This window comes from Saccharopolyspora rhizosphaerae, from assembly GCF_003931915.1.
In the GTDB taxonomy this organism is placed as follows: domain Bacteria; phylum Actinomycetota; class Actinomycetes; order Mycobacteriales; family Pseudonocardiaceae; genus Saccharopolyspora; species Saccharopolyspora rhizosphaerae.
Genome location: NZ_RSAA01000020.1, coordinates 174469 through 196485 on the forward strand (window position 1 = coordinate 174469; position 22017 = coordinate 196485).

Annotated in this window: 20 protein-coding genes; 9 read left to right on the plus strand and 11 right to left on the minus strand. The window is 72.3% G+C overall.

Going from position 1 to position 22017, the window contains the following annotated elements:
- Positions 1-131 precede the first annotated feature (131 nt).
- On the minus strand, positions 132-1367 hold the full coding sequence (locus tag EIL87_RS20895) for a PucR family transcriptional regulator (protein WP_125092273.1): 1236 nt from the start codon (positions 1365-1367) through the stop codon (positions 132-134).
- A gap of 95 nt (positions 1368-1462) precedes the next feature.
- Here EIL87_RS20895 and EIL87_RS20900 point away from each other — a divergent pair, with 95 nt between their 5' ends.
- Genes EIL87_RS20900 through EIL87_RS20910 form a run of 3 tightly spaced genes read left to right on the plus strand, consistent with a single transcriptional unit; the run spans position 1463 to position 4703 of the window.
- Entirely contained in the window at positions 1463-2959 is a 1497-nt protein-coding gene (locus tag EIL87_RS20900; protein ID WP_233576426.1) for a flavin-containing monooxygenase, read from the plus strand.
- The gene (locus tag EIL87_RS20905) at positions 2956-3861 is read left to right on the plus strand and encodes an alpha/beta fold hydrolase (RefSeq protein ID WP_125092275.1); all 906 of its coding nucleotides are present in this window, start codon (positions 2956-2958) and stop codon (positions 3859-3861) included. The genes EIL87_RS20900 and EIL87_RS20905 overlap by 4 nt, the downstream gene beginning before the upstream one ends.
- Entirely contained in the window at positions 3858-4703 is an 846-nt protein-coding gene (locus tag EIL87_RS20910; RefSeq protein ID WP_125092276.1) for an SDR family NAD(P)-dependent oxidoreductase, read from the plus strand. Before EIL87_RS20905 ends, EIL87_RS20910 begins: the two co-directional genes overlap by 4 nt.
- Here EIL87_RS20910 and EIL87_RS20915 read toward each other — a convergent pair.
- On the minus strand, positions 4633-5760 hold the full coding sequence (locus EIL87_RS20915; RefSeq protein ID WP_125092277.1) for an NAD/NADP-dependent octopine/nopaline dehydrogenase family protein: 1128 nt from the start codon (positions 5758-5760) through the stop codon (positions 4633-4635). The genes EIL87_RS20910 and EIL87_RS20915 overlap by 71 nt on opposite strands.
- A gap of 578 nt (positions 5761-6338) precedes the next feature.
- On the minus strand, positions 6339-7382 hold the full coding sequence (locus EIL87_RS20920) for a YeiH family protein (protein ID WP_125092278.1): 1044 nt from the start codon (positions 7380-7382) through the stop codon (positions 6339-6341).
- Positions 7383-7437: 55 nt separating this feature from the next.
- On the opposite strand from EIL87_RS20920, the gene EIL87_RS20925 reads away from it, so the two are divergent.
- Complete coding sequence (locus EIL87_RS20925) at positions 7438-8337, plus strand: LysR family transcriptional regulator (RefSeq protein WP_125092279.1); 900 nt, start codon at positions 7438-7440, stop codon at positions 8335-8337.
- Here EIL87_RS20925 and pabB read toward each other — a convergent pair.
- Together pabB and EIL87_RS20935 are read right to left on the minus strand one after the other, a co-directional pair.
- On the minus strand, positions 8272-10308 hold the full coding sequence (gene pabB / locus EIL87_RS20930; protein ID WP_125092280.1) for an aminodeoxychorismate synthase component I: 2037 nt from the start codon (positions 10306-10308) through the stop codon (positions 8272-8274). The genes EIL87_RS20925 and pabB overlap by 66 nt on opposite strands.
- A gap of 26 nt (positions 10309-10334) precedes the next feature.
- Positions 10335-11840 (minus strand): serine/threonine-protein kinase, encoded by a 1506-nt coding sequence (locus EIL87_RS20935; RefSeq protein WP_125092281.1) that lies wholly within the window; start codon positions 11838-11840, stop codon positions 10335-10337.
- A gap of 433 nt (positions 11841-12273) precedes the next feature.
- Between EIL87_RS20935 and EIL87_RS20940 the strand changes: the two genes are divergently transcribed.
- The gene (locus tag EIL87_RS20940; protein ID WP_125092282.1) at positions 12274-13257 is read left to right on the plus strand and encodes an aldo/keto reductase; all 984 of its coding nucleotides are present in this window, start codon (positions 12274-12276) and stop codon (positions 13255-13257) included.
- A 471-nt stretch (positions 13258-13728) separates the two neighbouring features.
- Entirely contained in the window at positions 13729-14955 is a 1227-nt protein-coding gene (locus tag EIL87_RS20945) for an acyl-CoA dehydrogenase family protein (RefSeq protein WP_125092283.1), read from the plus strand.
- Between the two features lie 345 nt (positions 14956-15300).
- On the opposite strand, the gene EIL87_RS20950 is transcribed toward EIL87_RS20945, so the two are convergent.
- Together EIL87_RS20950 and EIL87_RS20955 are read right to left on the minus strand one after the other, a co-directional pair.
- Positions 15301-16191, minus strand: coding sequence for a diacylglycerol/lipid kinase family protein (locus tag EIL87_RS20950; RefSeq protein WP_233576428.1), 891 nt, complete (start codon positions 16189-16191; stop codon positions 15301-15303).
- Between the two features lie 216 nt (positions 16192-16407).
- On the minus strand, positions 16408-16596 hold the full coding sequence (locus EIL87_RS20955) for a hypothetical protein (protein ID WP_125092285.1): 189 nt from the start codon (positions 16594-16596) through the stop codon (positions 16408-16410).
- Between the two features lie 261 nt (positions 16597-16857).
- On the opposite strand from EIL87_RS20955, the gene EIL87_RS20960 reads away from it, so the two are divergent.
- Positions 16858-17352 carry a GtrA family protein gene (locus tag EIL87_RS20960; protein WP_125092286.1) on the plus strand — a complete coding sequence of 165 codons (495 nt, stop codon included), beginning with the start codon at positions 16858-16860 and terminating at the stop codon, positions 17350-17352.
- 30 nt (positions 17353-17382) lie between these two features.
- On the plus strand, positions 17383-18858 hold the full coding sequence (locus tag EIL87_RS20965) for a bifunctional phosphatase PAP2/diacylglycerol kinase family protein (protein ID WP_233576429.1): 1476 nt from the start codon (positions 17383-17385) through the stop codon (positions 18856-18858).
- Positions 18859-18905: 47 nt separating this feature from the next.
- Here EIL87_RS20965 and EIL87_RS20970 read toward each other — a convergent pair whose 3' ends face one another.
- On the minus strand, positions 18906-19955 hold the full coding sequence (locus EIL87_RS20970) for an NAD(P)-dependent alcohol dehydrogenase (protein ID WP_125092287.1): 1050 nt from the start codon (positions 19953-19955) through the stop codon (positions 18906-18908).
- A 108-nt stretch (positions 19956-20063) separates the two neighbouring features.
- On the opposite strand from EIL87_RS20970, the gene EIL87_RS20975 reads away from it, so the two are divergent.
- Positions 20064-20666 carry a TetR/AcrR family transcriptional regulator gene (locus EIL87_RS20975; RefSeq protein ID WP_233576430.1) on the plus strand — a complete coding sequence of 201 codons (603 nt, stop codon included), beginning with the start codon at positions 20064-20066 and terminating at the stop codon, positions 20664-20666.
- A 10-nt stretch (positions 20667-20676) separates the two neighbouring features.
- Here EIL87_RS20975 and EIL87_RS20980 read toward each other — a convergent pair whose 3' ends face one another.
- From EIL87_RS20980 to EIL87_RS20990, 3 genes are read right to left on the minus strand one after another with little or no spacing between them, the layout of a single operon-like run.
- Positions 20677-21315: a hypothetical protein gene (locus EIL87_RS20980; RefSeq protein ID WP_125092289.1), complete on the minus strand. Its 639-nt coding sequence runs from the start codon at positions 21313-21315 to the stop codon at positions 20677-20679.
- The gene (locus EIL87_RS27980) at positions 21272-21508 is read right to left on the minus strand and encodes a MerR family DNA-binding transcriptional regulator (protein ID WP_158628678.1); all 237 of its coding nucleotides are present in this window, start codon (positions 21506-21508) and stop codon (positions 21272-21274) included. The genes EIL87_RS20980 and EIL87_RS27980 overlap by 44 nt, the downstream gene beginning before the upstream one ends.
- 39 nt (positions 21509-21547) lie before the next feature.
- The gene (locus tag EIL87_RS20990) at positions 21548-21994 is read right to left on the minus strand and encodes an Rrf2 family transcriptional regulator (RefSeq protein ID WP_125092290.1); all 447 of its coding nucleotides are present in this window, start codon (positions 21992-21994) and stop codon (positions 21548-21550) included.
- Between the last annotated feature and the right edge of the window lie 23 nt (positions 21995-22017).

Below are 22017 nucleotides of genomic sequence, written 5' to 3' on the forward strand. Positions count from 1 at the left end.
GCTTCGCGCGTGACGGACGGCTCGCGAGCAGGGCCTCTCGCGTCGAGGGATCTCGCCCTTCCCGGGGTCGCTCGCGGTTGCCAGATCCCCCGCGATCGCGGAGCTTCTCGCGCCCCCGATCTCGCCGTGGGTCAGGCTGTGCCGCGCCAGTGGAGGGCTTCCAGGGCGGCGGCGACGGCGAGGGCGTTCTCGGCGAGCGGGCGGGGGAGGAGTTCGTCGGCCCGGGCCAGGCGGCGCACGACCGTGTTGCGGTGCGTGTAGAGCCGTGCGGCGGTGCGGGTGGTGCTGCCCAGTTCGCGGACGTAGGTGAGCACCGTGGTGCGCGTGTCGGCGTCCGCGTGCTGGAGGTCGCCGAGGGTGTCGGCGAGGAACTCCTCGGTCTGCGTCGGTTCGCTCGTCAGCAACGACACCAGCTGCACGTCCTGGTACCGCGCGACCTGCTGCGGCGAGGTGAGCCGGGCGACCATGCGCTGCGTGGTGGCCGCGTCGAGGTGGCTGCGGCGGAACCCCTCCAGGTCGGTGCCGGGCCGGCCGACGGCGACCCGCACGTCGGGGTACTCGGCCAGCCGCGACGCGAGCTCGTCCGCAGCCGGCGCGGTGGCGACCGGCAGCCAGACCCAGATCGCGGCGGCGCTGGCGATGACCGTGAGCCGCTGGTCGGCCCCGGCCGCCCGCATCACCGACTCGGCCGCGGCCTCGAGCTGCTCGGCCCCTGCCGGGCCGCTCCAGACGATCGCGGCGGTGTGCGCTCCGGCGAGCCGGTAGCCGAGTTGACTCTCCGCCCGCGCCCGCCCGATCGGCGCGCCCTCCAGCAGCAGCGTCACGGCCGCGCGGCGCTCGGCGTGCGCGCCCCGGGTGAGCTCGTCGCGCTCCTGCTGCATCCGCTCGCTCACCGCGGCCACGGTGTCGTCGATGAACGTCGCGATGGACACCGCGGAGACGTCGAGCAGTTCGCGCAGCTCGTCGGGGTCCTCGGTGAGGCTGAAGGCGATGTCGATCCAGCGCCGCCAGGCCACGTTCTGCGCAGTTCGGTAGGAGTCCAGCGCAGTCTCGTCGAGACCTCGGCGCACCAGGTCGCGCGCGGCTTCGAGCAGCTCGGAGCCGGTGTTGGGCGGCACCCGCCGTCCGGGGTCCTGAACGTTGGCGGCCGCCCAGTGCAGCAGGTTGGCCAGGTTCGCCCGACGGGTGGCGGCGGCCAGCGCCGGGTCCTCGGCGACCAGCCGCACCCGCGCCCCGCCGAGGGCGGCGGCGTGCAGCTCCTCGACCCACTCCGCGTGCGGGTTGAGGGCGATCTCGGCTCCCCGCCGGAACAGCTCCCGCACGCGCGGGGACGGCCTCGGCCACTCCGACGCAGCGTTCTGCACCACCGCCGCATGATCCTGGTGCACCCCGCTGTGGCGCAAGTCGACCGGTCCCGGGCATGCTCGTACGGACCAGCAGTCCGTCCGCGCGGGAGCAGCACGTGACCCACCCCGAACCTCCGGTCGAGCACCTCGACGTCCTCGTCGTGGGTGCAGGCATCTCCGGTATCGGCGCAGGCCGCTACCTCAAGACCTCGCACCCGGCGAAGACCTTCGCGATCCTGGAAGCGCGCGGTGCCTCGGGCGGCACGTGGGACCTGTTCCGCTACCCCGGCATCCGCTCCGACTCCGACCTGCACACCTTCGGCTACGAGTTCAAGCCGTGGCGGGACGAGGAGTCCATCGCCTCGGCGCCGCGGATCTTGAACTACCTGCGCGAGGCGATCGCCGAGAACGACCTCGAACCCCACATCCGGTTCCACCACGAGCTGGCCGGCGCGGAGTGGTCGACGGAGCAGGCGCGCTGGCTCGTCGACGTCAAGAACCCGCAGACCGGGGAGCACCACCAGCTCAGCGCGAACTGGATCTTCAGCGCGGGCGGTTACTACCGCTACGACGAGGGCTACACGCCGCACTTCGAGGGCCGCGAGCGCTTCACCGGCCCCATCATCCACCCGCAGCACTGGCCGGAGGACCTGGACCACACCGGCAAGCGCGTGCTGGTCATCGGCAGCGGCGCCACGGCGGTGACGCTGGTCCCGGCGATGGCCGACGAAGCGGCGCACGTGACGATGCTGCAGCGCACGCCGACCTACATCATGCCGGTGCCGAAGAAGGACGCCCTCGCCAACCTCGCGGGCAGGCTGTTCGGCCCCGACCGCGGTTACGCCATCGCGCGGCGGAAGAACATCCTGCAGCAGCGGTTCATCTGGAGCTTCTGCCAGCGGTTCCCGAAGGCGGCGCGCAAGCTGATCCGCTTCATCAACGCCAAGGCGCTGCCGGCGGGGTATCCGGTCGACACCCACTTCAACCCGCCGTACGACCCGTGGGACCAGCGGTTGTGCGCGGTGCCCGACGGCGACCTGTTCAAGGCGATCCGGCGCGGCCATGCGTCGGTGGTCACCGATCACGTCGAGACCTTCACCGAACGCGGTGTGCGGCTGCGCTCCGGCGAGGAGCTCGAGGCGGACGTCATCATCACCGCCACCGGCCTTTACGTGCAGCCCTTCGGCGGTGTCCCGCTGGTCGTGGACGGCGAGCGGGTGAACCTGCCGGACACGGTGGCCTACAAGGGCATGATGCTCTCCGGCGTGCCCAACTTCGCCTTCGCGATCGGCTACACCAACTCCTCGTGGACGCTGAAGATCGGGTTGCTGTGCGAGCACTTCTGCCGCCTGCTGTCCCACATGGACCACTACGGGCTCGACATCTGCCGCCCTGAGCCGAGCGATCCGGCGATGCCCAAGCGACCGTTCCTCGACTTCGGCGCCGGTTACATCCAGCGCGCGGTGGACCAGCTGCCCAAGCAGGGTGACCGGATGCCGTGGCTGACGTCGTTGAGCTACCACTCCGACGTCACGCTGCTGCGCTCGGAGAGCGTCGCCGACCCGGAACTGCGCTTCTCCCGCGCCGCGGCACGATCGGTGGTGGCGAGGTGAGCGAGGACCGCTTCGTCGACCTGCCCGCCGGACCGCGGATCTGCTACCGCCTCGACGGTCCGTCGGACGGGACTCCGCTGGTGCTCATCGCCGGGCTGGGCCTGGACCTGACCTCGTGGCCGCACCGCCTCGTCGACGGGTTCACCGAGCGCGGGTTCCGCGTGCTGCGCCTGGACAACCGGGACGCGGGACGCTCCTCGCGCATCGACGCTCCCCCGCCGGGACGGCTGCGGCAGCTGTTCGCCCGGCCGAGGCCCGACGCCTACGACCTGGGCGACATGGCCGCCGACACGATCGGCCTGCTCGACCACCTCGCCGTGGAGCGGGCCGAGCTGGTCGGGATGTCGATGGGCGGCATGATCGCCCAGACGGTCGCTGCCCGGCACCCTGATCGGGTCGGCTCGCTGACCTCGATCTTCTCCACCACGGGTGCCCGCAAGGTCGGCCAGCCCGCGCGCTCGACGCTGGTGCGGATGGCCAAGGGCCCGGCGCGCACGCTCGAGGAGTCGGTGGAACGGCACCTGTGGATGCTGCGGCACATCGGGTCGGCGTCGTTCCCGCCCGACGACGACCTGGAGCGCGCCTGGGCGGCGGGCCTGTGGGAGCGCGGCGGCGGTGCCCGTTCCAAGGAGGGCCGTCCGCGCCAGATCGGCGCGATCCACGCCAGCGGTGACCGCACCGCGGAGCTGCGGCGGATCACCGCACCGACGCTGGTGGTGCACGGCGACACCGACCGCATGGTGCACGTCAGCGGTGGTCGGGCCACGGCTGCGGCGATCCCGGGCGCCCGCTACGTCGAGATCGACGGGATGGGGCACCACCTCGCACCCGGGCTGATCGACCGGCTGGTGGAGCTGACCACCGACCACGTCCGGAAGAACGCGGAGGAGAAGACCGGATGAGCGCGGTTCGCGGCAAGGTCGCCGTCGTCACCGGAGCGGGTTCGGGGATCGGGCGCGAGCTGGCGTTCGAGCTGGCCCGTCGCGGCGCGCGGCTCGCGGTGTCCGATGTGGACGAGACCGGGTTGTCCGCCACGGCCGAACCCGTCGCCGCCCTGGGCGCGGAGGTGCGCTCGGCGCGGCTGGACGTCAGCGACCGGCAGGCGGTGGAAGATCACGCGGCGTCGGTGGCCGCGGACTTCGGCGTGGTGCACCAGGTCTACAACAACGCCGGTATCGCCTCGGGTGGTGCGGTCGTCGACAACGACTGGGAGACCTACGAGCGCGTGCTCGGGGTCAACCTGTTCGGCGTGATCCACGGCAGCAAGGCCTTCCTGCCGCACCTGATCGCCTCCGGCGACGGTCACCTGGTGAACCTCTCGAGCCTCAACGGGATCATGGGCCAGCCGCGCAGCACCGCCTACTGCGCCAGCAAGTTCGGCGTGCGCGGGTTCACCGAGAGCCTGCGCGGCGAAGTGCTGCTGGCGGGTCACCCGGTGACGGTCACGGTGGTGCACCCGGGCGGGGTGCGCACCGGCATCGCCTCGGCCGCGCTGGAGGACGCGCGGCGGCGCGGCGAGGTCTCCCCCGAGGAGGAGGCACGGGTGCGCACCTACAACGAGAAGCTGCTGAAGATGCCTCCGCAGCAGGCCGCGCGCATCGTCGTCGACGGCGTCGAGGCGGGCCGGGAGCGGGTGCTGGTCGGCGCCGACGCGAAGCTGGTGGACCTGCTGGTCAGACTGCTGCCGCGGCTCTACCCGGCGTTGGCGGCGAGGTTCGAGCGGCGCCGTTTCGCGCGGAGTTGAGCTCGCAGCGGATCTCCTCGGAGGTCAGCTCGGCCCAGCCGAGCCCGTCCAGGGTCCGCCCGCTGCGGCGGAAGGACGTCCCGGACAGCGTGGACATCACGGTGATGATCGAGCCGACCATCGGCGTGGCCACGCCGGCCTTGGCGGCGAGGGCTTCCAGCGGGACGAGCGTCGAGGCGATGTCCTCGCGCAGGAAGCGGTGGTCCAGCGATTCCGGCGCGAGGATCGTCCGGTACGGCTCGGCGCTGCGCATCGCCGCCAGCAGGTCGGTGGGGGTGCAGCCGTAGTAGCGGTCGAGGACCTCGGGCATGGGCGTCAACGCGGCGCCGTACGCGGCGGCGACGGCGCGGAACTCCTGCTCGACCTCGTGGAGCAGCGCCACCGTCCGGTCGGACACGCCGTCGAGGTAGAACAGCAGCTCCTCGCCCCGGTCGATGGTGCCGAGGTTCGCCAGCGCGATCGGCGCGTGCGCGACGGCGCCGAAGTCCGTGAGTCCTCTGTGGACGAGGTTGGCGGCTTCTTCCAGGTGCGGGAACCACGTCCGCAGCACCGGAGCGCGGCGGGCGACCGCCTCAGGGGTGGCACCGGAGACGAGGTTCCAGCGCTTCACGCCGAGCACCCGCACCCCGTCGTCACCCTCGGGACGGGCGGCGAACAGCGCGTCGGTCTCCACCACGTCCACCTCCGGCGCCCCGGCCCGGCGCAGCGCGGTGGCGAACTCCGCGCTGCCGCACAGCTTCCCGGAGAACAGCACGACGACGTGATCAGCCGTGAGGTGCGGGGCGAGGGAGCGGGCGATTTCCGGGTAGGCGGTGGTGATCGCCGCGACCACGAGCACCGGGCAGCGCGCCGCCAGCTCCCCCGGGTCGGCGGTGACCTCGGCGATCGGGAAGCGCCCACGCCGCTCCCCGGTCACCCGCAGCTCCCCCGAGTCGCGGATGCCCGCGACGCGGTCCGGGTCGCGGGTGCACAGCCGCACCCGCTGCCCTTCCGAAGCCAGGTGGGCGGCCACCGCCAAGCCCTCACCACCGGCTCCGATCACGCCGATCTCGTCCACCGCAGCAGTTCCCCTCGCGATCGATCCCACGTCCAGGTGGTCGGACGGAGCTCGCGGGCAGTTCCCACCCGCGCTATGACCCGAGCCACACCTCCGAACGGCGCTCACCGGTGGGCACGGCGTCCTGCGGTGTGCGCGCCCTGGCGCGGGTGGTCGACCGGTTCTCCGAGCGCCCGCTCGAGGATCGCGCTGACCTGGTCGGTCTCGACCAGGAAACCGTCGTGCCCGCGTGCCGAGGTGGCGACGCTCGGTCAGCTCCCGGGCGTCAGCGGGGTGCACGCCGTGGTCGGCGGCGAACGCCGGAGTTCGGCGCTGGTGGCCAGGCGCGTCTCGTCGGTCGGACTGACCAAGTGGGCGAACACCGCGGCCGGAGCCCACGTCGCGAGCTTCGAGTTCGGTATCGCGGACGATGACGCACGAACCGGACGCTGTCTCCTCGAGACATGTCGGTCCCTCGCGTCACGTCGACGTTCTCGCGAGGTTCGAAGGGGAACGCCAGCGCTTGACATTCGCGGGAAGTTCGACGTCCCTGCGCAGCGCTGGCCCTGGAACAGCTCCGCCTCGTGCTCCCGCAGTTCCTAGCTCAGCAGGGTCATCGTGGTGGTGGCCAGAGCGGTCACGAGGAGGGTGGAGCAGGTTCCGAGGGCGAAGGCGCGGGGGCTGGTGCGCATCAGCGCCTCGAGGCGCACCGTGGTGCCGAGCGCGAACAGCGCGGCGGTCAGCAGCACCGTGGTGACCGGCTTGGCCAGGTCCAGCAGGAAGTCCGGCAGCTCGCCGCTGCTGCGCAGCGCCACCGCGGCGAGGAAGCCGACGACGAACAGCGGAACCAGCGGCGGTCGCCGCGTGGTCACCGCCCGCCGCTGCACGGCGCTGACGACCGTCACCAGCGGAGCCAGCAGCACGACGCGGCTGAGCTTGACCACCACCGCGACCGCCACCGCCGAGGCGCCCAGCGGCGACGCGGCCGCCACCACCTGCGCGACCTCCTGGACACCGGCACCCGCGATGCGGCCCGCGAGCTCGCCGCCCACGCCCGTCTGCGCGAATGCCACCGGCAGCGCGACCATCGCGACGGTGCCGAAGACCGTCACCATCGCCACGCTGGTGGCCACGTCCTCCTCCTCGCGGTCCACGACGCCCTCCACCGCCGCCACCGCGGAGGCACCGCAGACCGAGAACCCCGTCGCCACCAGGATCGACAGCCCGCGCGGCACACCCAGCAGCCGACCGAACCACACCGTTCCGGCGAAGGTCAGCACGACGGTGATGAGCACCGCCAGGACCACGCCCCAGCCCATCCCGAGCAGCTGCCCGAGGCTCAGCTGCAGACCCAGCAGCACCAGGCCCGCGCGCAGCGGTGTGCGCGACACCCACGCCAGTCCCGGGCGCACGTCGGCGGGCAGCCTAGGCAGGTTCCCGACCACGACACCCAGCGCGACCGCGACGGTCAGCGCGCTCAGCGCGGGCACCTGCGAGGACACCGCCATCGCCACCGCGACAACCGCCCCGGTGAGCACGAGTCCCGGCAGGAGGGCGGAATCGGTGCTGGTCAGCGTCTTCACACCGATCAGGTTCGCCGACCGCGCCGCGTCCCGGTAGCCGTTGCCCGCGCAGGTCGTCATAGCCGTGCGGAATGTCCGCCACCCGGCGGTACCACGCAGGTCCTACCCTTCGAGCATGACCGCCCCTGACACGGAATCGCTGCGGCTGCTGGTGCTGGTCGGCGAGTTGGGCAGCATCGGCGCCGCGGCCGCCGAGATGCACATCAGCCAGCCGTCGGCGAGCAAGCGCCTCAACCGGCTCGAACGGCAGCTGGGGCTGGCGCTGCTGGAACGCACCCGGCAGGGCTGCACCACCACCCCGGCCGGGGAGATGGTGCGCGGCTGGGCCCGCGAAGTCCTCGCGCAGGTCGACGGTCTGATGAACGGGGTCCGGGCGCTGCGTGCCCAGCAGGAGTCGAAGTTGCGGATCTCGGCGAGCATGACCGTCGCCGAGTACCTCGTGCCGCGGTGGATCAGCCGGTTGCGCGAAGCGCTGCCGGAGGTGCACCTCGAGCTCGACGTCACCAACTCGGCCGCCGTCGCGGAAGCCGTCCGGCACGGGCAGGCCGACCTCGGCTTCATCGAGACACCCGACCCGCCCGAAGGCGTCTCGGTGCGCTACGTGACCCGCGACCGCATGGTGGTCATCGTGCCGCCCGGCCACCCCTGGTCCCGGCTGCGGCGACCGCTGACACCCAGCGAACTGGCCGCGACACCGCTGATCGTGCGCGAACACGGCTCGGGCACCCGCGAGAAGCTCTACCGCGCCCTGTCCGACGTCGGTGCGACACCGGTGGCGCCGCTGCTGGAGCTGCGTTCCACCACCGCCGTGCGCAACGCCGTGGTCGCCGGTGCCGGACCCGCGGTGCTCAGCGTCCTGGCCGCGGCCACCGACCTCGACGAGGACCGGCTGATCGAGGTCCCGGTCGCGGACCTGGACCTGCGGCGACCGCTGCACGCGGTGTGGCGCTCAGGCCTGCAGCTCACCGGTCCGGCCGCGGCGCTGCTGGCCACCGCCGTCCGCGCTCCCGGTTGAGGGCAGCGCGCGCGTCGGGGCCGCGGCCTTGAGCAACATCTCGTCGAACTCGGCCTCCGGGTCCGAGTCGAGCACGATCGCGCCGCCGGCCCCGACCTCCCACCGGCCGTCGACCAGCACCATGGTGCGGATGACGATGTTGAGGTCGGCCGCGCCGGAGCAACCCAGGTAGCCGATGGAGCCGGAGTACACCCCGCGCGCCCGGTCCTCCAGGGCGCCGATGAGCTCCAGCGTGCGGGGTTTGGGCGCGCCCGTCATGGAACCGCCCGGGAAGCAGGCGCGCACGCAGTCGATGACGTCCCGGTCGGGGCGCAGCCTTCCCCGGATCGTGGACACCAGCTGGTGCACGGTCTCGTAGGTCTCCACCGCCATCAGCTCAGGCACGTGCACCGAATCGACCGCGCACACCCGGCCGAGGTCGTTGCGCATCAGGTCGACGATCATCAGGTTCTCGGCCCGCGTCTTCGGATCGGCCGCCAGCTCGCTCCGCAGGCGCGCGTCCTCCTCGGCACCGGCGCCGCGCGGCGCGGTGCCCTTGATCGGCTTGGCCTCCACCACCCGGTCCGCACCGACCTCGAGGAACCGCTCCGGCGAGGAGCAGGCCACCTCCACACCACCGAGGCGCAGGAAGGCCGAGTACGGCGCGGGGTTGCGGCGGCGCAGGCGCCGGTAGGTCTCCAGCGCCGGTTCGACGGCGGGCAGCTCGGCCGAGGCGGTCAGGCAGATCTCGTAGCTCTCGCCCGCCAGCAGGTGCTCCTTGCACCGCAGCACGTCGCGCACGTACTCGGCCCGGCCTCGCGTCAGGGCCGGCTCCACCGGCCCGGCCTCGGCCTGCTCGGGTTCGTCGAGCTCGGGCGCGCGGGACAGCCGAGCGGCGGTGTCGGCGAGCCAGTCGACCGCGTCCGCGCGGTCCCCCTCGCTGAGCGCGACCAGGTAGGTGCGGTGCTGCAGGTGGTCGATCGCGACGAAGCGGTCGGCGAACAGCCACGCCGCGTCCGGGGTGGATGCGCGGTGCCGGTTGGGCGAGCCGCAGTCGGCTTTGAGCTCGTAACCGAAGTACCCGACGTAGCCGCCGGTGAAGTCGAAGGGCAGCGGCGGCGCCTCGACCTCGCGGGTCGCCAGTTCCCGCTGCAACCGGTCGAGCACCGGCTCGTCGCCGGAACCCACGCGGTAGACGAGGGTTTCGCTGAGCGGACCGGAACCGTCGCCCAAGAACGAGAAGCGCGACAGGCCGTCCTCAACTCGGGAGCTGTCCAACCAGAACGCGTTGGCGGACTGCGAGAACAGGTGCGCGAACGCGGTTTCCGCGTCGACCGCACCCTGCAGCTCCACCACGTTCGCCCGGTACCGGTGCTCGGTGGGTGTCGTGCGCGGCTGGACCAGCGATGGCGCGACCTGTCGGCCGCGTGCGAGGTCGCGGAAGTTGGCCAGCAGCCGTTCGCCGTGCTCGGACTCGATCGACTCCGGGTGGAACTGCACGCCCCAGCGCGGCGAGGACCTGTGCCGCAACGCCATCACGACGCCGTCCTCCGCACGGGCGGTCACCAGCAGCTCCTCGGGAACCGGTTCGGCGACGCACAGCGAGTGGTAGCGCACGGCCCGGAACTCGTCGGGGATGCCGGCGAACATCGCGTCCCCGTCGTGCGTGACGCGGGTGAGGTGGCCGTGGCGGGCGGTTGGTGCGGGCTCGACGCGCGCCCCTTCGGCGGCCGCCAGGCCTTGGTGGCCGAGGCACACGCCCAGCACCGGAACGGTGGTCCGGCGCAGGACGTCGGCGCAGATGCCGAAGTCGCGAGCGCGCTCCGGGGTGCCGGGGCCGGGCGAGAGGACGACGGCGTCGTAGGCGTCGAGGTGGAGGGGGTCGATCGCGTCGTTGGTGACCACGTGCGGCTCGCACCCGTTGACGCGGGCCAGCAGGTGGAACAGGTTGTAGGTGTAGGAGTCGTGGTTGTCGATCAGCAGCGCGCGCACGACTCGGCCTCCCCCTCGGCGACCGGTCAGTTGTCCTCGCCCTTCTTGTCGTCGCCCTTGCGGTCGCCGCCCTTGCGGTCCTCGTCGCCCTTCCGGTGCTCCCTCTTCTCGTCCTTCTCGTCGTCCTGCGGACGCTCCACGCGTGCCGGCGGAGGAGGCGGAGGAGGCGGCGGGGTGCTGGTCGAGGAGTTCAGGATCGAGTCGGACTCGATCAGCGGTCGCTGCGCGCCGCGCAACCCGAGCTGGTGGAGCTCGGTGATGCGGGTGCGGTCGGGCAGGACCAGCTCGACGGTCACGCGGACGGCGTCGGGGCCGGTGGCCTTGGGCGGTTCGACGACGCGCACGTCGGCCACGGTCGACCAGAAGCCCTCGTAGCCCGCGCGGCCCTGCGCCTGCAGACCGGGTCCCAGGCGCGTCCACGCGTTGCCCGGGTGCTCGGGCAGCAACGCGTAGTAGTCGGAGACGACCCGTTCCAGCTCGCCCGGTGCGGCCAGCTGCTCCTGCGGCTGCTGCTGGTTCCTGAAGGGCAGCAGGACGGCCAGCACGACGAGCACCACCGCGACGGCGGCCGCGGCGATGTAGAGCCCGCGCCGGGAGCGCCGCGGGGTGCTCACCGGAACGTTGTCGAGCCGGGTGCCGCTGTCGGCGGGTGCGGGGGCCGCCGCCGCGATCGGGCGGGTCTGGTCGAGGTCGGGCAGCGGAGAGGGTGCCCCGGAGACGACGGCCTGCAGCGCCTCGCGCGCCTGCGCGGGCGTGGGACGCTGCGCGGGGTCGACCTGCAGCATGTGGGTCAGCACCGGCGCCAGCACGCCCGCCAGCTGCGGCGGGCGGAAGTCCCCGGCGGCGACCTCGTGCAGCAGGGCGATCGAGTTCGTCGACTCGTCGCCGAAGGGCGGTGCGCCCTCCACCGCCGCGTACAGCGTCGCGCCCAGCGAGTACACGTCGGAGGCGGGTGTCGGCGCCTGTCCACGGGCGACCTCCGGAGCCAGGTAGGCAGGCGTGCCCGCGATGACCCCGGTCCTGGTGACCGCGACGTCGTCGGCGGCGTGCGAGATGCCGAAGTCGGTGATCTTGGCGGTGCCGTCGTCACCGAGCAGGATGTTGCCGGGTTTGATGTCGCGGTGGGTGATGCCGGCCGCGTGCGCCGCCTCGAGTGCCGCGGCGGCCTGCGCCCCCATGCTCGCCACCGCGCCCGGGGTCATGCGGCCCTTCCCCGCCAGCACCTCGGCGAGGCTGCGGGAGGGCAGGTACTCCATGATCAGCACGGGAAACCCGTCGTGCTGGGTGACGTCGTGCACAGCGACCGCGTTCGGGTGGTGCAGGCGCGCCGCGATGCGCCCCTCGCGCATCGCCCGCTGCCGAGCCTCCTCGGCGACCTCCGGGCTGGCGCCCTCGGCCGCGTTGAGCTGCTTGACCGCGACCGGCCGCTGCAGCAGCTCATCGGTGGCCAGCCACACCACGCCCATGCCGCCGCTGCCCAGCTGCCGCTCCAGGCGGTACCGGTCAGCGAGCAGCGCGCCCACCTCTGTCACACGAAGCCCTTCCGCTCGAATAGCCCCGACCAGGCTAACCCGTCCGGATGAGGCGACCTCGCCCCCCGGCCAGCATGACGCTTGTTGACCAGCGACAACGGCGTGTACCGGAGGACACCACTCCGGTTGACCGCGGTGACCGGACCCCGCTCCCGGCGGCGCTGAGAAGGGTCACACCGCCCGCGACAGGAACGGCGGAGCCGCGTTCCACGCTTCGGCCCCCGACACTGCCGCGCCTCACCCGGTCCGGGAGGGGCGACATGTCGCGCGACATGTCGCCCCCTACCGGAGCGGCCCGGCGACCGCGGGGCGGAGCAGGTCCCGCCACCGCCGCGCGCACCCCGTGCTCCGCAGTCACCGCGGGCGCGGCGAAGCCTGACGTCGCACGGTCCGTGCGCGAGACTGTGGTCCGACCAACACGGGAGGGATCTGGATGGAGTACCGCACCGTCGGGGCGACCGGTGTTCGGGTGTCGCCCCTGTGCTTGGGGACGATGTCGTTCGGGGCCGAAGCCGACGAGCAGACCTCGGCAGCGATGTTCCAGCGGGCGCGAGACCTCGGCCTCAACTTCGTCGACACCGCCGACGTCTACGCCGGTGGGCGCTCCGAGGAGATCCTCGGCAAGCTCATCGCCGACTGCCGCGACGAGGTCGTGATCACCTCGAAGGCGTTCTTCCCGACCGGCACCGACATCAACGCCCAGGGCTCCTCCCGCCGTCACCTGGTTCGCGCGGTGGAGGACAGCCTGCGGCGCCTGGGCACCGAGTGGATCGACTTCTACTTCGTGCACGCCTTCGACGTGCACACCCCCGTTGAAGAGACGCTGCGCGTGCTCGACGACCTGCAGCGGCAGGGCAAGATCCGCTACCCGGCGGTGAGCAACTGGGCCGCGTGGCAGATCGCGAAGGCCCTCGGCATCTCGGCCAAGGACCGGCTCGCACGGTTCGAGCTCGTCCAGCCCATGTACAACCTGGTGCGCAGGCAGGCCGAAGTGGAGATCCTGCCGCTGGCCGAGTCCGAGCGTCTCGGCGTCATCACCTACAGCCCGCTCGGCGGCGGCCTGCTCACCGGCAAGTACGGCACTGATCGGCGTCCGCAGACCGGGCGCCTGGTGGACAACGAGCGCTACGCCCGGCGCTACGGCCAGCAGTCCGACTACGTCACGGCCGAGAAGTTCACGCACTTCGCGGCGCAGCAGGGCGTCTCCCCGGTGACCCTCGCAGTCTCCTGGGCGATGTCCGCGCCGGCCGTCACGGCACCCATCATCGGCGGCCGCGACCTCGACCAGCTGGAAGAGTCCCTCGCGGCGCTGGACATCGACATGACGCCGGACCTCCGCGAGGAGATCTCCCTGCTCTCCCCCACCCCGCCCCCGGCCACCGACCGCACGGAAACCCAGGCCACTCCCCTCGCCTGACCCAGGCGCCCGGGGTGCGCGTTTCGCCTCCCGGGGCCGGCGACGCCGACCGCGGACGCTGTGCGACTCCCGTCGAACGTCGCCCGAAGTTCGACGGGAGTCGCAGCCAAGCCCACCCGGCGGGAACGGCCCCACGGCACGCGGCCCGCACACCGTCGCCGCGACAGCCACGAGCCCCCGGGGGATCCGCGCGACCGTCCGCGGCTCCGCGGGTCGGGATCGGTCGCCCGCGGCTGCCGACCGACGAGCGGGCGTCCGCGGGGAGGGCGCGTGATCGCTGGTCGTGGGCAGGTGCGGCCCGCCGCTCGGGACGGTCCGCCCCGGCCGAGCTCAGGGTGACCGCGGCGGCACGGTGCGCACCCGCGTGGGGGCACGTGATCGGGGGCACTATCGTGCTTGGCACCGTGGCGTTTTCGCTTCACCGGCGGTCGTCTCGCACGCCGGGGCCCTGCACTCTTCGGAGGGGATGCCTTGAGCAGCAACGAAACCCCGCGTTGGGCCGAACAGCCCACACCCTCGACCGCCGAAGAGTGGATCGCGAGAGCCCGTGCGGTGGCCCGAGTTCTCGCCGCCGACGCCGTGGAGCGCGACCGGGCCGGGGCGACGCCGACCGCAGAAGTCGGCCTGCTCAAGGAGTCCGGGCTCGTCACGTTGCTGGGGCCGACCGCGCACGGCGGCGCCCAGCAGCACTGGACGACCGCGTTCCGCCTGGTGCGCGAGGTCGCCGCGGGCGACGGGTCGATCGGCCAGCTGCTCGGGCACCACTACGTCTGGGCGTGGGCGATGCGGCTCGTCGGCACGCCTGAGCAGGTCGCCGAGGTCGAGGAGCTCTGCACCTCCCGCACGCACTTCTTCGGCGGTGTGGTGAACCCGCGCGACCACGACCTCCTCGTCACCGACGACGGCGAGGAGCTCGTCTACCGCGGCAAGAAGTACTTCTCCACCGGCGCCAAGGTCGCCGACCTGCTGGTCCTGGAGGGGAGACTGGAAACCAGCGGGAACAGCGTGTTCGCCGTGGTGCCCGCCCGGCAGGACGGGATCGCCTTCGGCGACGACTGGGACAACCTCGGCCAGCGGCTCACCACCTCCGGCAGCGTCGAGATCGACGACGTCCGGGTGCCGTGGTCGGACGCTGCCGGCTACGTCGACAAGCGCTTCCAGCCGTCGGCCCAGAGCACGCTGCACGTGCCCGCGCTGCACCTGGTGTTCGCCAACTTCTACCTCGGCATCGCCCAGGCCGCGATGCGCGCCGGCCTGTCCTACACGCGGAGCCACACCCGGGCGTGGCCGTACGGCGGCGAAGGCAAGAACTCCGGCACCGAGGAGTTCTACGTCCTGGAGGGCTACGGCGACCTGCAGTCGAAGCTGTGGGCGGCCGAGACGCTCACCGACGCCGCCGGGACGAACCTCGCGCATCTGCTGCACGCCGACCGCGACGCGGTGACCCGCGAGCAGCGGGGCCGCGCCGCGGTGCTGGTCTCAGCGGCCAAGCAGCGGGCGATCGACGTGGGGCTGGAGGTCGCCAACCGGGTCTTCGAGCTCACCGGAGCCCGCGCCACGGCGAACTCGGTGGGCCTGGACCTCCACTGGCGCAACCTGCGTACCCACAGCCTCCACGACCCGGTCGCCTACAAGCGGGTCGAGGTCGGTCGCTACACGCTGCTGGGCGAACTCCCCACCCCCACCGCGTACACCTGAGCCAAGCCCTGTCCAGGCGTCGAGCGTGCGGGGCGGGCGGCCGAACCCGAGCCCAAGACCCTGTGTCGATCGCACGAGGCGGGGGCAGAACTCGAGCCAAGCCCTGTCCAGGCGTCGGTTGCGCAGAGCGCGTGCCAGATCCTCACCGTCCCCGCGGACCGTGCCCTGCCCTGAGGGACGCACGGCGTCCCGGCCTGCTGCCGCCAACCGGCTCACGAACCCGCCGGAGTGCCTGTTCCCACTTCGCGCGAACTTCGACGGAGAACCTCGAGCGTCGAACTTCGCGCGAAGTTCGACGGTAGCTGCGCTGCGCGGGGCCCGGAACAGCGGGCTTCCGCTGCGCTGCTACTCGGGGGCTTCGCCGTCGGTCCAGGTGCGTGGGGTGACCACGTGCAGTGCGTTGCGCGCGACCTCGAAGGTCTGCGGCGTGCTGGAGACGACCTCGCCGTCGATGTTGATCGGCTGCGGCTCGTCGGTGCCGACCTCGACCGCGCGGGTGCGGAACTGCTCGATCTGGTCGTTGGGTTCCCCGGTCTTGAGCCCGCGCACGACGCCGGCGAGCTGCCGGATGCTGCCCTGCCGGAGGACGGTGATGTCCAGCGCGTTGTCGTCGATGCCGGAGTCGCTGGCCGCGACCTGCCCGCCTCCGAAGTAGCGGCCGTTGGCGACCGAGACCTGCAGGAGCTTGTCGTACTCGCGGTCCTCGTGGTCGCCGTCGGGGAAGTGCAGCTTCGCAGCGAAGGGCCGGTGCTTGAGGAACGCCTTCGCGGTGCCCACCGGGTAGGCCAGCGGCCCGAGGAAGCGCTTCAACCGCGGCGACATGGCTTGCGCGACCTCCGCGCCGATGCCGACCGAAGCCCGGTTGACGTAGTAGTTGTCCCCGCACAGCCCGAGGTCGACGTCGACGATGTGCGCGTCGCGGAGGGTCCGGCACGCCCCGTCGAGGTCCTCGGGGATGTGCATGGTGCGGGCGAAGTCGTTCGCCGTGCCCAGCGGGAGCAGGCCGAGCGGGACGTCGCGGTGCGCGAGGCAGTCGACCACCGAGCTGACGCTGCCGTCTCCCCCGCCGACGATGATCAGGTCGTGACCGCTCGCGGCCGCGGACTCGACGGTCTCGACCAGGCGGGACGGGTCGTGGAGCGGGTAGGTGGCGCCCACGGGCACGCCGAGTTCGCGCAGCCGTTCCAGGGCGTAGGTGTAGGCCTTGCCCCCGCTGCGCGAGTGCACGTTGACCACCAAGGCCGCCTTGGTGACAGGCCGCTCGATGCGAATGATCCGCCTCCTGCGAAATCCGGGGACACCGATGGCGTCCTTTCTACCTCCGCCAGGTCGCGGACCGCACACCGCGGGGCGCACGGCTGCTCGGGTGCGGCCCGCCCGCGGGACGAGGGCCGGGGGCGGCGCGTGCCGGTCGGCCGCCCCGCCAGGCGGGGGCGACTGCCGACCGGCTGGTCAGGCGCGGGCTCCGACGTCGGCGGTGACGACGCCGGTGGAGCCGAGCCGCCGCCTGGCGCGACGGGTACCCCACGGACCGTGCATCGTGATCATGTCGGACGGGACCGGACAGGTTCGCCCGCCTTCGGCGAGCCGGGTCAGACCGCCCTCGGGGCGGGACTGGGCGTGCTTGGACACAGTTCTCACCAGCGAAAGAGTAGGTAAAAGGCAAATTCGGGCAGGAGAGCACGCGCTGCCGATCTCGATTATGCGGCATCCGTTGTCGATCTTCACGTCGGGGTGGTTGAACGCCGAACCGCCTCGCGGTCCACTGTGGACCGGAACCGAACCCCGCGGGCCGCAGCACTTTTGAACTGGTTTCACCTTTCACTGAAGCGGCAGACGTCGTCGTCGTGCGCGCAAGGCCTTCGTCGGCTCGTGTTCACCCGGAGCTGCCAGCGTCAACCCATGACCGCCGGGCAGGAAGCCACCACAGCGCGAACGCCCGACCTCGGGCGGCGGTTCCACGCCGCGGTGGAGGCGGTGACGCGGCGCCTCCCCTTCGGCCTCCGGCGCGTCGTCGCTCCCAGCTTCCTGGGGTTCGCGCTGATCAACGGCTCGACGTTCGCCCTCGACCTGTTGCTGCTCACCCTGTTCCGCAGCGTGCTGCGCTGGCCGGTGCCGGTGGCCTTCACCGTGGCCTACCTGATCGCCTTCGCGGTGAGCTTCGCGCTGAACCGGGCGCTGAACTTCCGCTCGCACGCCCCCGTCGGCCCGCAAGCCGTGCTCTACGGGGTGGCAGTCCTGATCAACTACCTGGTCTTCGTCCTCGGCCTTGGCAGCGGCCTGGCAGCGCTCGGCGTCCAGTACCACCTCTCGCGGCTCACCGCCGGGGTGTGCGAGGCGGTCTACACGTACAGCGTGATGCGGTGGGTCGTCTTCCGGGACGCGGAAGTGCGGTGATCCCCGTTCACGCGGACTAGTGTTCTCGACGTGCTGAACAACGTGCGCGAGACGGTCCACCGGCTGCGGTCCGCCGACCACGGCTTCGTGCTGCACTCCGCCACGTGGCCGCGCAGCACCGCTGATCCCGCGCTGCGCCGGCTCACCCACCTGGCCGACCACAGCAAGCTGTGGCTCGGGCTCGCCGCGGTGATGGCCACCCGGCGCGGGCGGCTGCGGCGCGCCGCCCTGCGCGGGACGAGCGCCATCGCCTTCACCAGCGCCGTGACCAACGGGATCGGCAAACCGCTGCTCCCCCGCCGCCGCCCCGCGGCCGACCTGCTGCCCCACCGACGCAGGCTCCGGACACCTCCCTCGTCCTCGTCGTTCCCGTCCGGGCACGCGGCCTCGGCAGCCGCGTTCACCACGGCCGTGGCGATGGAGGCGCCGCAACTCGGCTTGGCGCTGCTGCCGCTGGCCGCCGCGGTCGCCTACTCGCGGGTGCACGCCGGGGTGCACTGGCCGACCGACGTGGTCTTCGGCGCCGCCATCGGCAGCACCGTCGCCGTGGCCACCAGCCGGTGGTGGCCGGTGCGGCCAACGGCCCCGGGCCTCGCGCGCCCGAGCACGCGCACGGTCGCGCTCGAGGACGGCGAGGGCGTGGTCATGCTGGTCAACCCCTCGTCCGGGGAACCGGCCCGGGACCCCTCCGACGAGCTGTCGCGACTGCTGCCGCGCGCCGAGCTGGTGCACCCGGTGCCCGGCACCGACCTGGTCGAGCAACTGCACACGCACCTCGAGTCGACCGGCGAGGCGAAGGCGCTCGGCGTCGCGGGCGGCGACGGCAGCGTGGCGGCGGCAGCAGCGGTCGCGGCCACCCGGGGCCTGCCGCTGCTGGTGGTGCCCACCGGAACGTTCAACCACTTCGCCCGCGACCTCGGCGTCCTCGACGCCCAGGACTCGACGCGTGCGCTGCGCTCCGGTTCGGCGGTCAACGTCGACCTGGGCACGGTGCTGGTCGACGACCTGCCGCAGCAGTGGTTCATCAACACCGCCAGCCTCGGCGGCTATCCGGACATGGTGCGACTGCGCGAGAAGTGGGCGCCGCGCTGGGGGAAGTGGCCGGCCGGGGCGGCGGCCTTGGTGCGGGTGCTGGCCAGTGCCGAGCCGATCCCGGTGCGCATCAACGGGATCCACCGCAAGATCTGGCTGATGTTCGTCGGCAACAACGGGTACCAGCCGAAGGGGCTGGCTCCGACGTGGCGGCCGCGCTTGGACACCGGGGTGCTCGACGTCCGCTACATCCGCGCGGACCTGCCGTTCTCCCGGACCCGTTTCGTGGTGGGCGCGGTGACCGGAGCGCTGTTCCACAACCGCGCCTACGTGCAGGAGGAACGCGACCGGGTCCGGGTGGAGGTGCTCGGTTCGCCCGTGGCGCTGGCCCGCGACGGCGAGGTGTCGCTCATGGGCAACGTCTTCGACTTCGCCGCCCGCGACGGCGCGCTCCACGTCTACCGGCCCGAGTGAACAGGCCCCGGGAGGCAACGCCTCCCGGGGGCCTGACCTCCGGTTCGTCAGGCGCCGATGGTGGCGGTGTCGATGACGAAGCGGTAGCGCACGTCGCTGTTGGTGACGCGCTCGTAGGCCGTGTTGACCTGGTCGGCCGAGATCGTCTCGATCTCCGCGCCGATGCCGTGCTCGGCGCAGAAGTCCAGCATCTCCTGGGTTTCGGGGATGCCACCGATCATCGAACCGGCCAGCGACTTGTTGCCGGCGATCAGCGAGAACGCGCTGTAGGACAGCGGCGTGGCAGGCGCACCGACGTTGACCATGGCACCGCCGACGCGCAGCAGCCCGAGGTAGGAGTCGACGGGCAGCTCGGCCGAGACGGTGTTGAGGATCAGGTCGAACCGGCCGGCGAGCGCCTCGAAGGTCGACTCGTCGCTGGTCGCGTAGTAGTCGCTCGCACCGAGCTTGAGCCCGTCCTCCTGCTTCTTCAGGCTCTGGCTGAGCACCGTCACCTCGGCACCCATGGCGGCGGCGATCTTGACGGCCATGTGGCCGAGCCCGCCCAGGCCGACGACGGCGACCTTCTTGCCGGGGCCTACTCCCCACTGGCGCAGCGGGGAGTAGGTGGTGATGCCGGCGCACAGCAGCGGCGCGGCGACGTCCAGGCCGATGCCCTCCGGGATGCGGCAGACGAAGGCGTCCTTGACCACGACCTGCTGGCTGTAGCCGCCGTAGGTGTTCTCGCCGTCGAAGCCGACGCCGTTGTAGGTCTGCACGTTGCCCTTGACGCAGAACTGCTCGGTACCAGCCCGGCAGTGCTCGCACTCGCCGCAGGAGTCCACCATGCACCCGACGCCGACGCGGTCGCCGACCCGGAACGCGGTCACCTCGGAACCGACCGCGGCGACCGTCCCCGCGATCTCGTGGCCCGGGACCATCGGGAAGATCGCGGTGCCCCAGTCCTCGCGAGCCTGGTGGATGTCGCTGTGGCAGATGCCCGCGTAGGCGATGTCGATCAGGACGTCGTTCGGCCGCAGGTCGCGTCGCGTGATCGTCGTCTGCTCCAGGGGTGCCCCCGGGGACGGAACGGCGATAGCGTTCGTGGTCGTGCTCATGAAATCTCCTCGGAACAGATCGTCCACGCGCCCTCGATGTAAGAGCCGTCTTACATCGCAGCGCGGCAGCGGTTGTTCGCATTCCGAAGGAGAGGTGTGATCCGACGCATGGGCGGCACGTACCACCACGGCGATCTGCGGGCTGAGCTGGTGCGCGTCTCGCTGGGGCTGATCGCCCAACGCGGCGTGGACGGCTTCTCCGTCGCCGAAGTCGCGCGGCGTGCGGAGGTCAGCCCTGCGGCGCCGTACCGGCACTTCCCGGACCGGGAGAGCCTGGTCGCTGCGGTGGCCACCGAGGTGGCCCGGCAGCTGGCCGACGAGGTCGAGCGGGCGGCGGGCGCACACTCCGACCCGGTCGAAGCCCTGGCCGCCGCCGCGGGCGCCTACACCGGCCACCTGGTCCGGCAGCGGGTCGGCCTGGACCTCCTCAGCGCGGAGAGCTTGCGGGGCGTCCGCCACGCCGAGCTGCACGAGCAGACCCGCCGGCTCAGCGACCAGTTCCTCCAGCGCACCATGGCGGTGGCCGCGCCGCCGGACGCCTTGCAGCTCGTGGAGCAGCTGTTCACCCAGGCCCACGGGTACGGCGTCTTCTGGCTCAACGGGGTCTTCGCCCGGCACGGCTACACCCCGGAGCTGGTGGTCGAGAAGTCAGCCCGCGCGGCCCGGACAGCGGTGCACGGCTACCGCCGCACCGCCGATCTGGAGGGCTGAACGGGGCCGGTCACTCCGGGGCGGCTTCCAGCGCACGACGCAGGTAGAGCCGCATGGCGCGCTCTTGCGCCGGCGAGAGGACGGGGGCTTCGGCGTTCATGGCCTGGATCGCCAGCTTCTTGACGGCCGGGTCCGGGGCTTCCTCCGGCGCGAGCTGGCCCCAGAGGGCGTCCCCGTCGAGGCCCGCCGCGAGCTCGACCTCGTGGACCGCCTCGGCGAGTGCGAGCTGGTCGCGAACGCACTCCTCGACCAGCGGGTCGTCCGGGTCCGCCGTGGCGAGGCGGTCGTAGTGGTCGGCGACCCGGTCGCGCAGGGCGCGCAGCCGCTCGTCGGAGGCGGCGAGGTTGTCCGTGGCGGCCTGCAGCACGGCGCGCTGCGGGCCGAACGCCTTCTCCACCAGCAGCAGGAGATCCCGCTGCTGCTCGCCGGGGACACCGGCGAGCCGGCGCCCCGCAGCGACCTGCTCGCTCTCGCCACCGACCTCGCCGATCAGCGCCGGACCGCCCCCGGCGGCGCGCACCAGGCGCAACGATTCGCGCTGCCGCGCGACGCGGGCCTCCTGCTCGGCCAGGTCGTGCTCGACGGCGTCGAGCAGGTCGGTGAGTTCAGCGGTGCCGTCGAGGAGGTCCCGGATCTGCGTCAGGCGCAAGCCCAGGTCGACGAGCTTGCGGATCCACAGCAGCCGCGCGATCGCCGGGTCCGGTAGCCCGGCGTTCGGCGGAGTCGCGTTCGGCCTCCCCGAGCAGCCCGATCTGGTGGTAGTGGCGGAGGGTGCGCGGTGAGACGTCGGCGAGCTCGGCGACCTGGCCGATCGTCAACGGCGCGTGCTGCAGCGGGTCCACGGCGTTCAGCCAACCAGTTGACGTCGCGTCAACCGCACGTCACCGGTGCGCGGGTTCGGCGTCGAGGCCGCGGACCTCGCGGACGCTGTCGGCCAGCGTGCGGTCGCCGAGGGCGGCCAGCACGGCCCCCTCGACTTCGGCGGTGAGGCTGGCGAAGTACTCGCCGGTGCGGGCGGCGACCATGCACACGTGCTCTCCGTCGGGTGAGCGCGCCCACAACGGCTTGTCGCCGACGGCGCAGCGGTAGATCTCGGCGAGGGTGATCTCCTCGGCCGGTCGGCCCAGCCGGGCTCCGCCGCCACGGCCCTTGGTGCAGATCACCAGCCCTTCGGCGTGCAGCGGGACGAGGAGCTTGCGCACGAGGCTGGGGTTGGTGCTGAGCTCCTCGGCGAACTGGGTGGAGCTGCGGACCTCGGAGCCATCCTCCGCGGCGATGGCCAGCCGCATCATCACCTGGAGCGCACGGCAGAACCGGATGTCGAGCACGCCTTCACCTCCGTCCGCAGGTC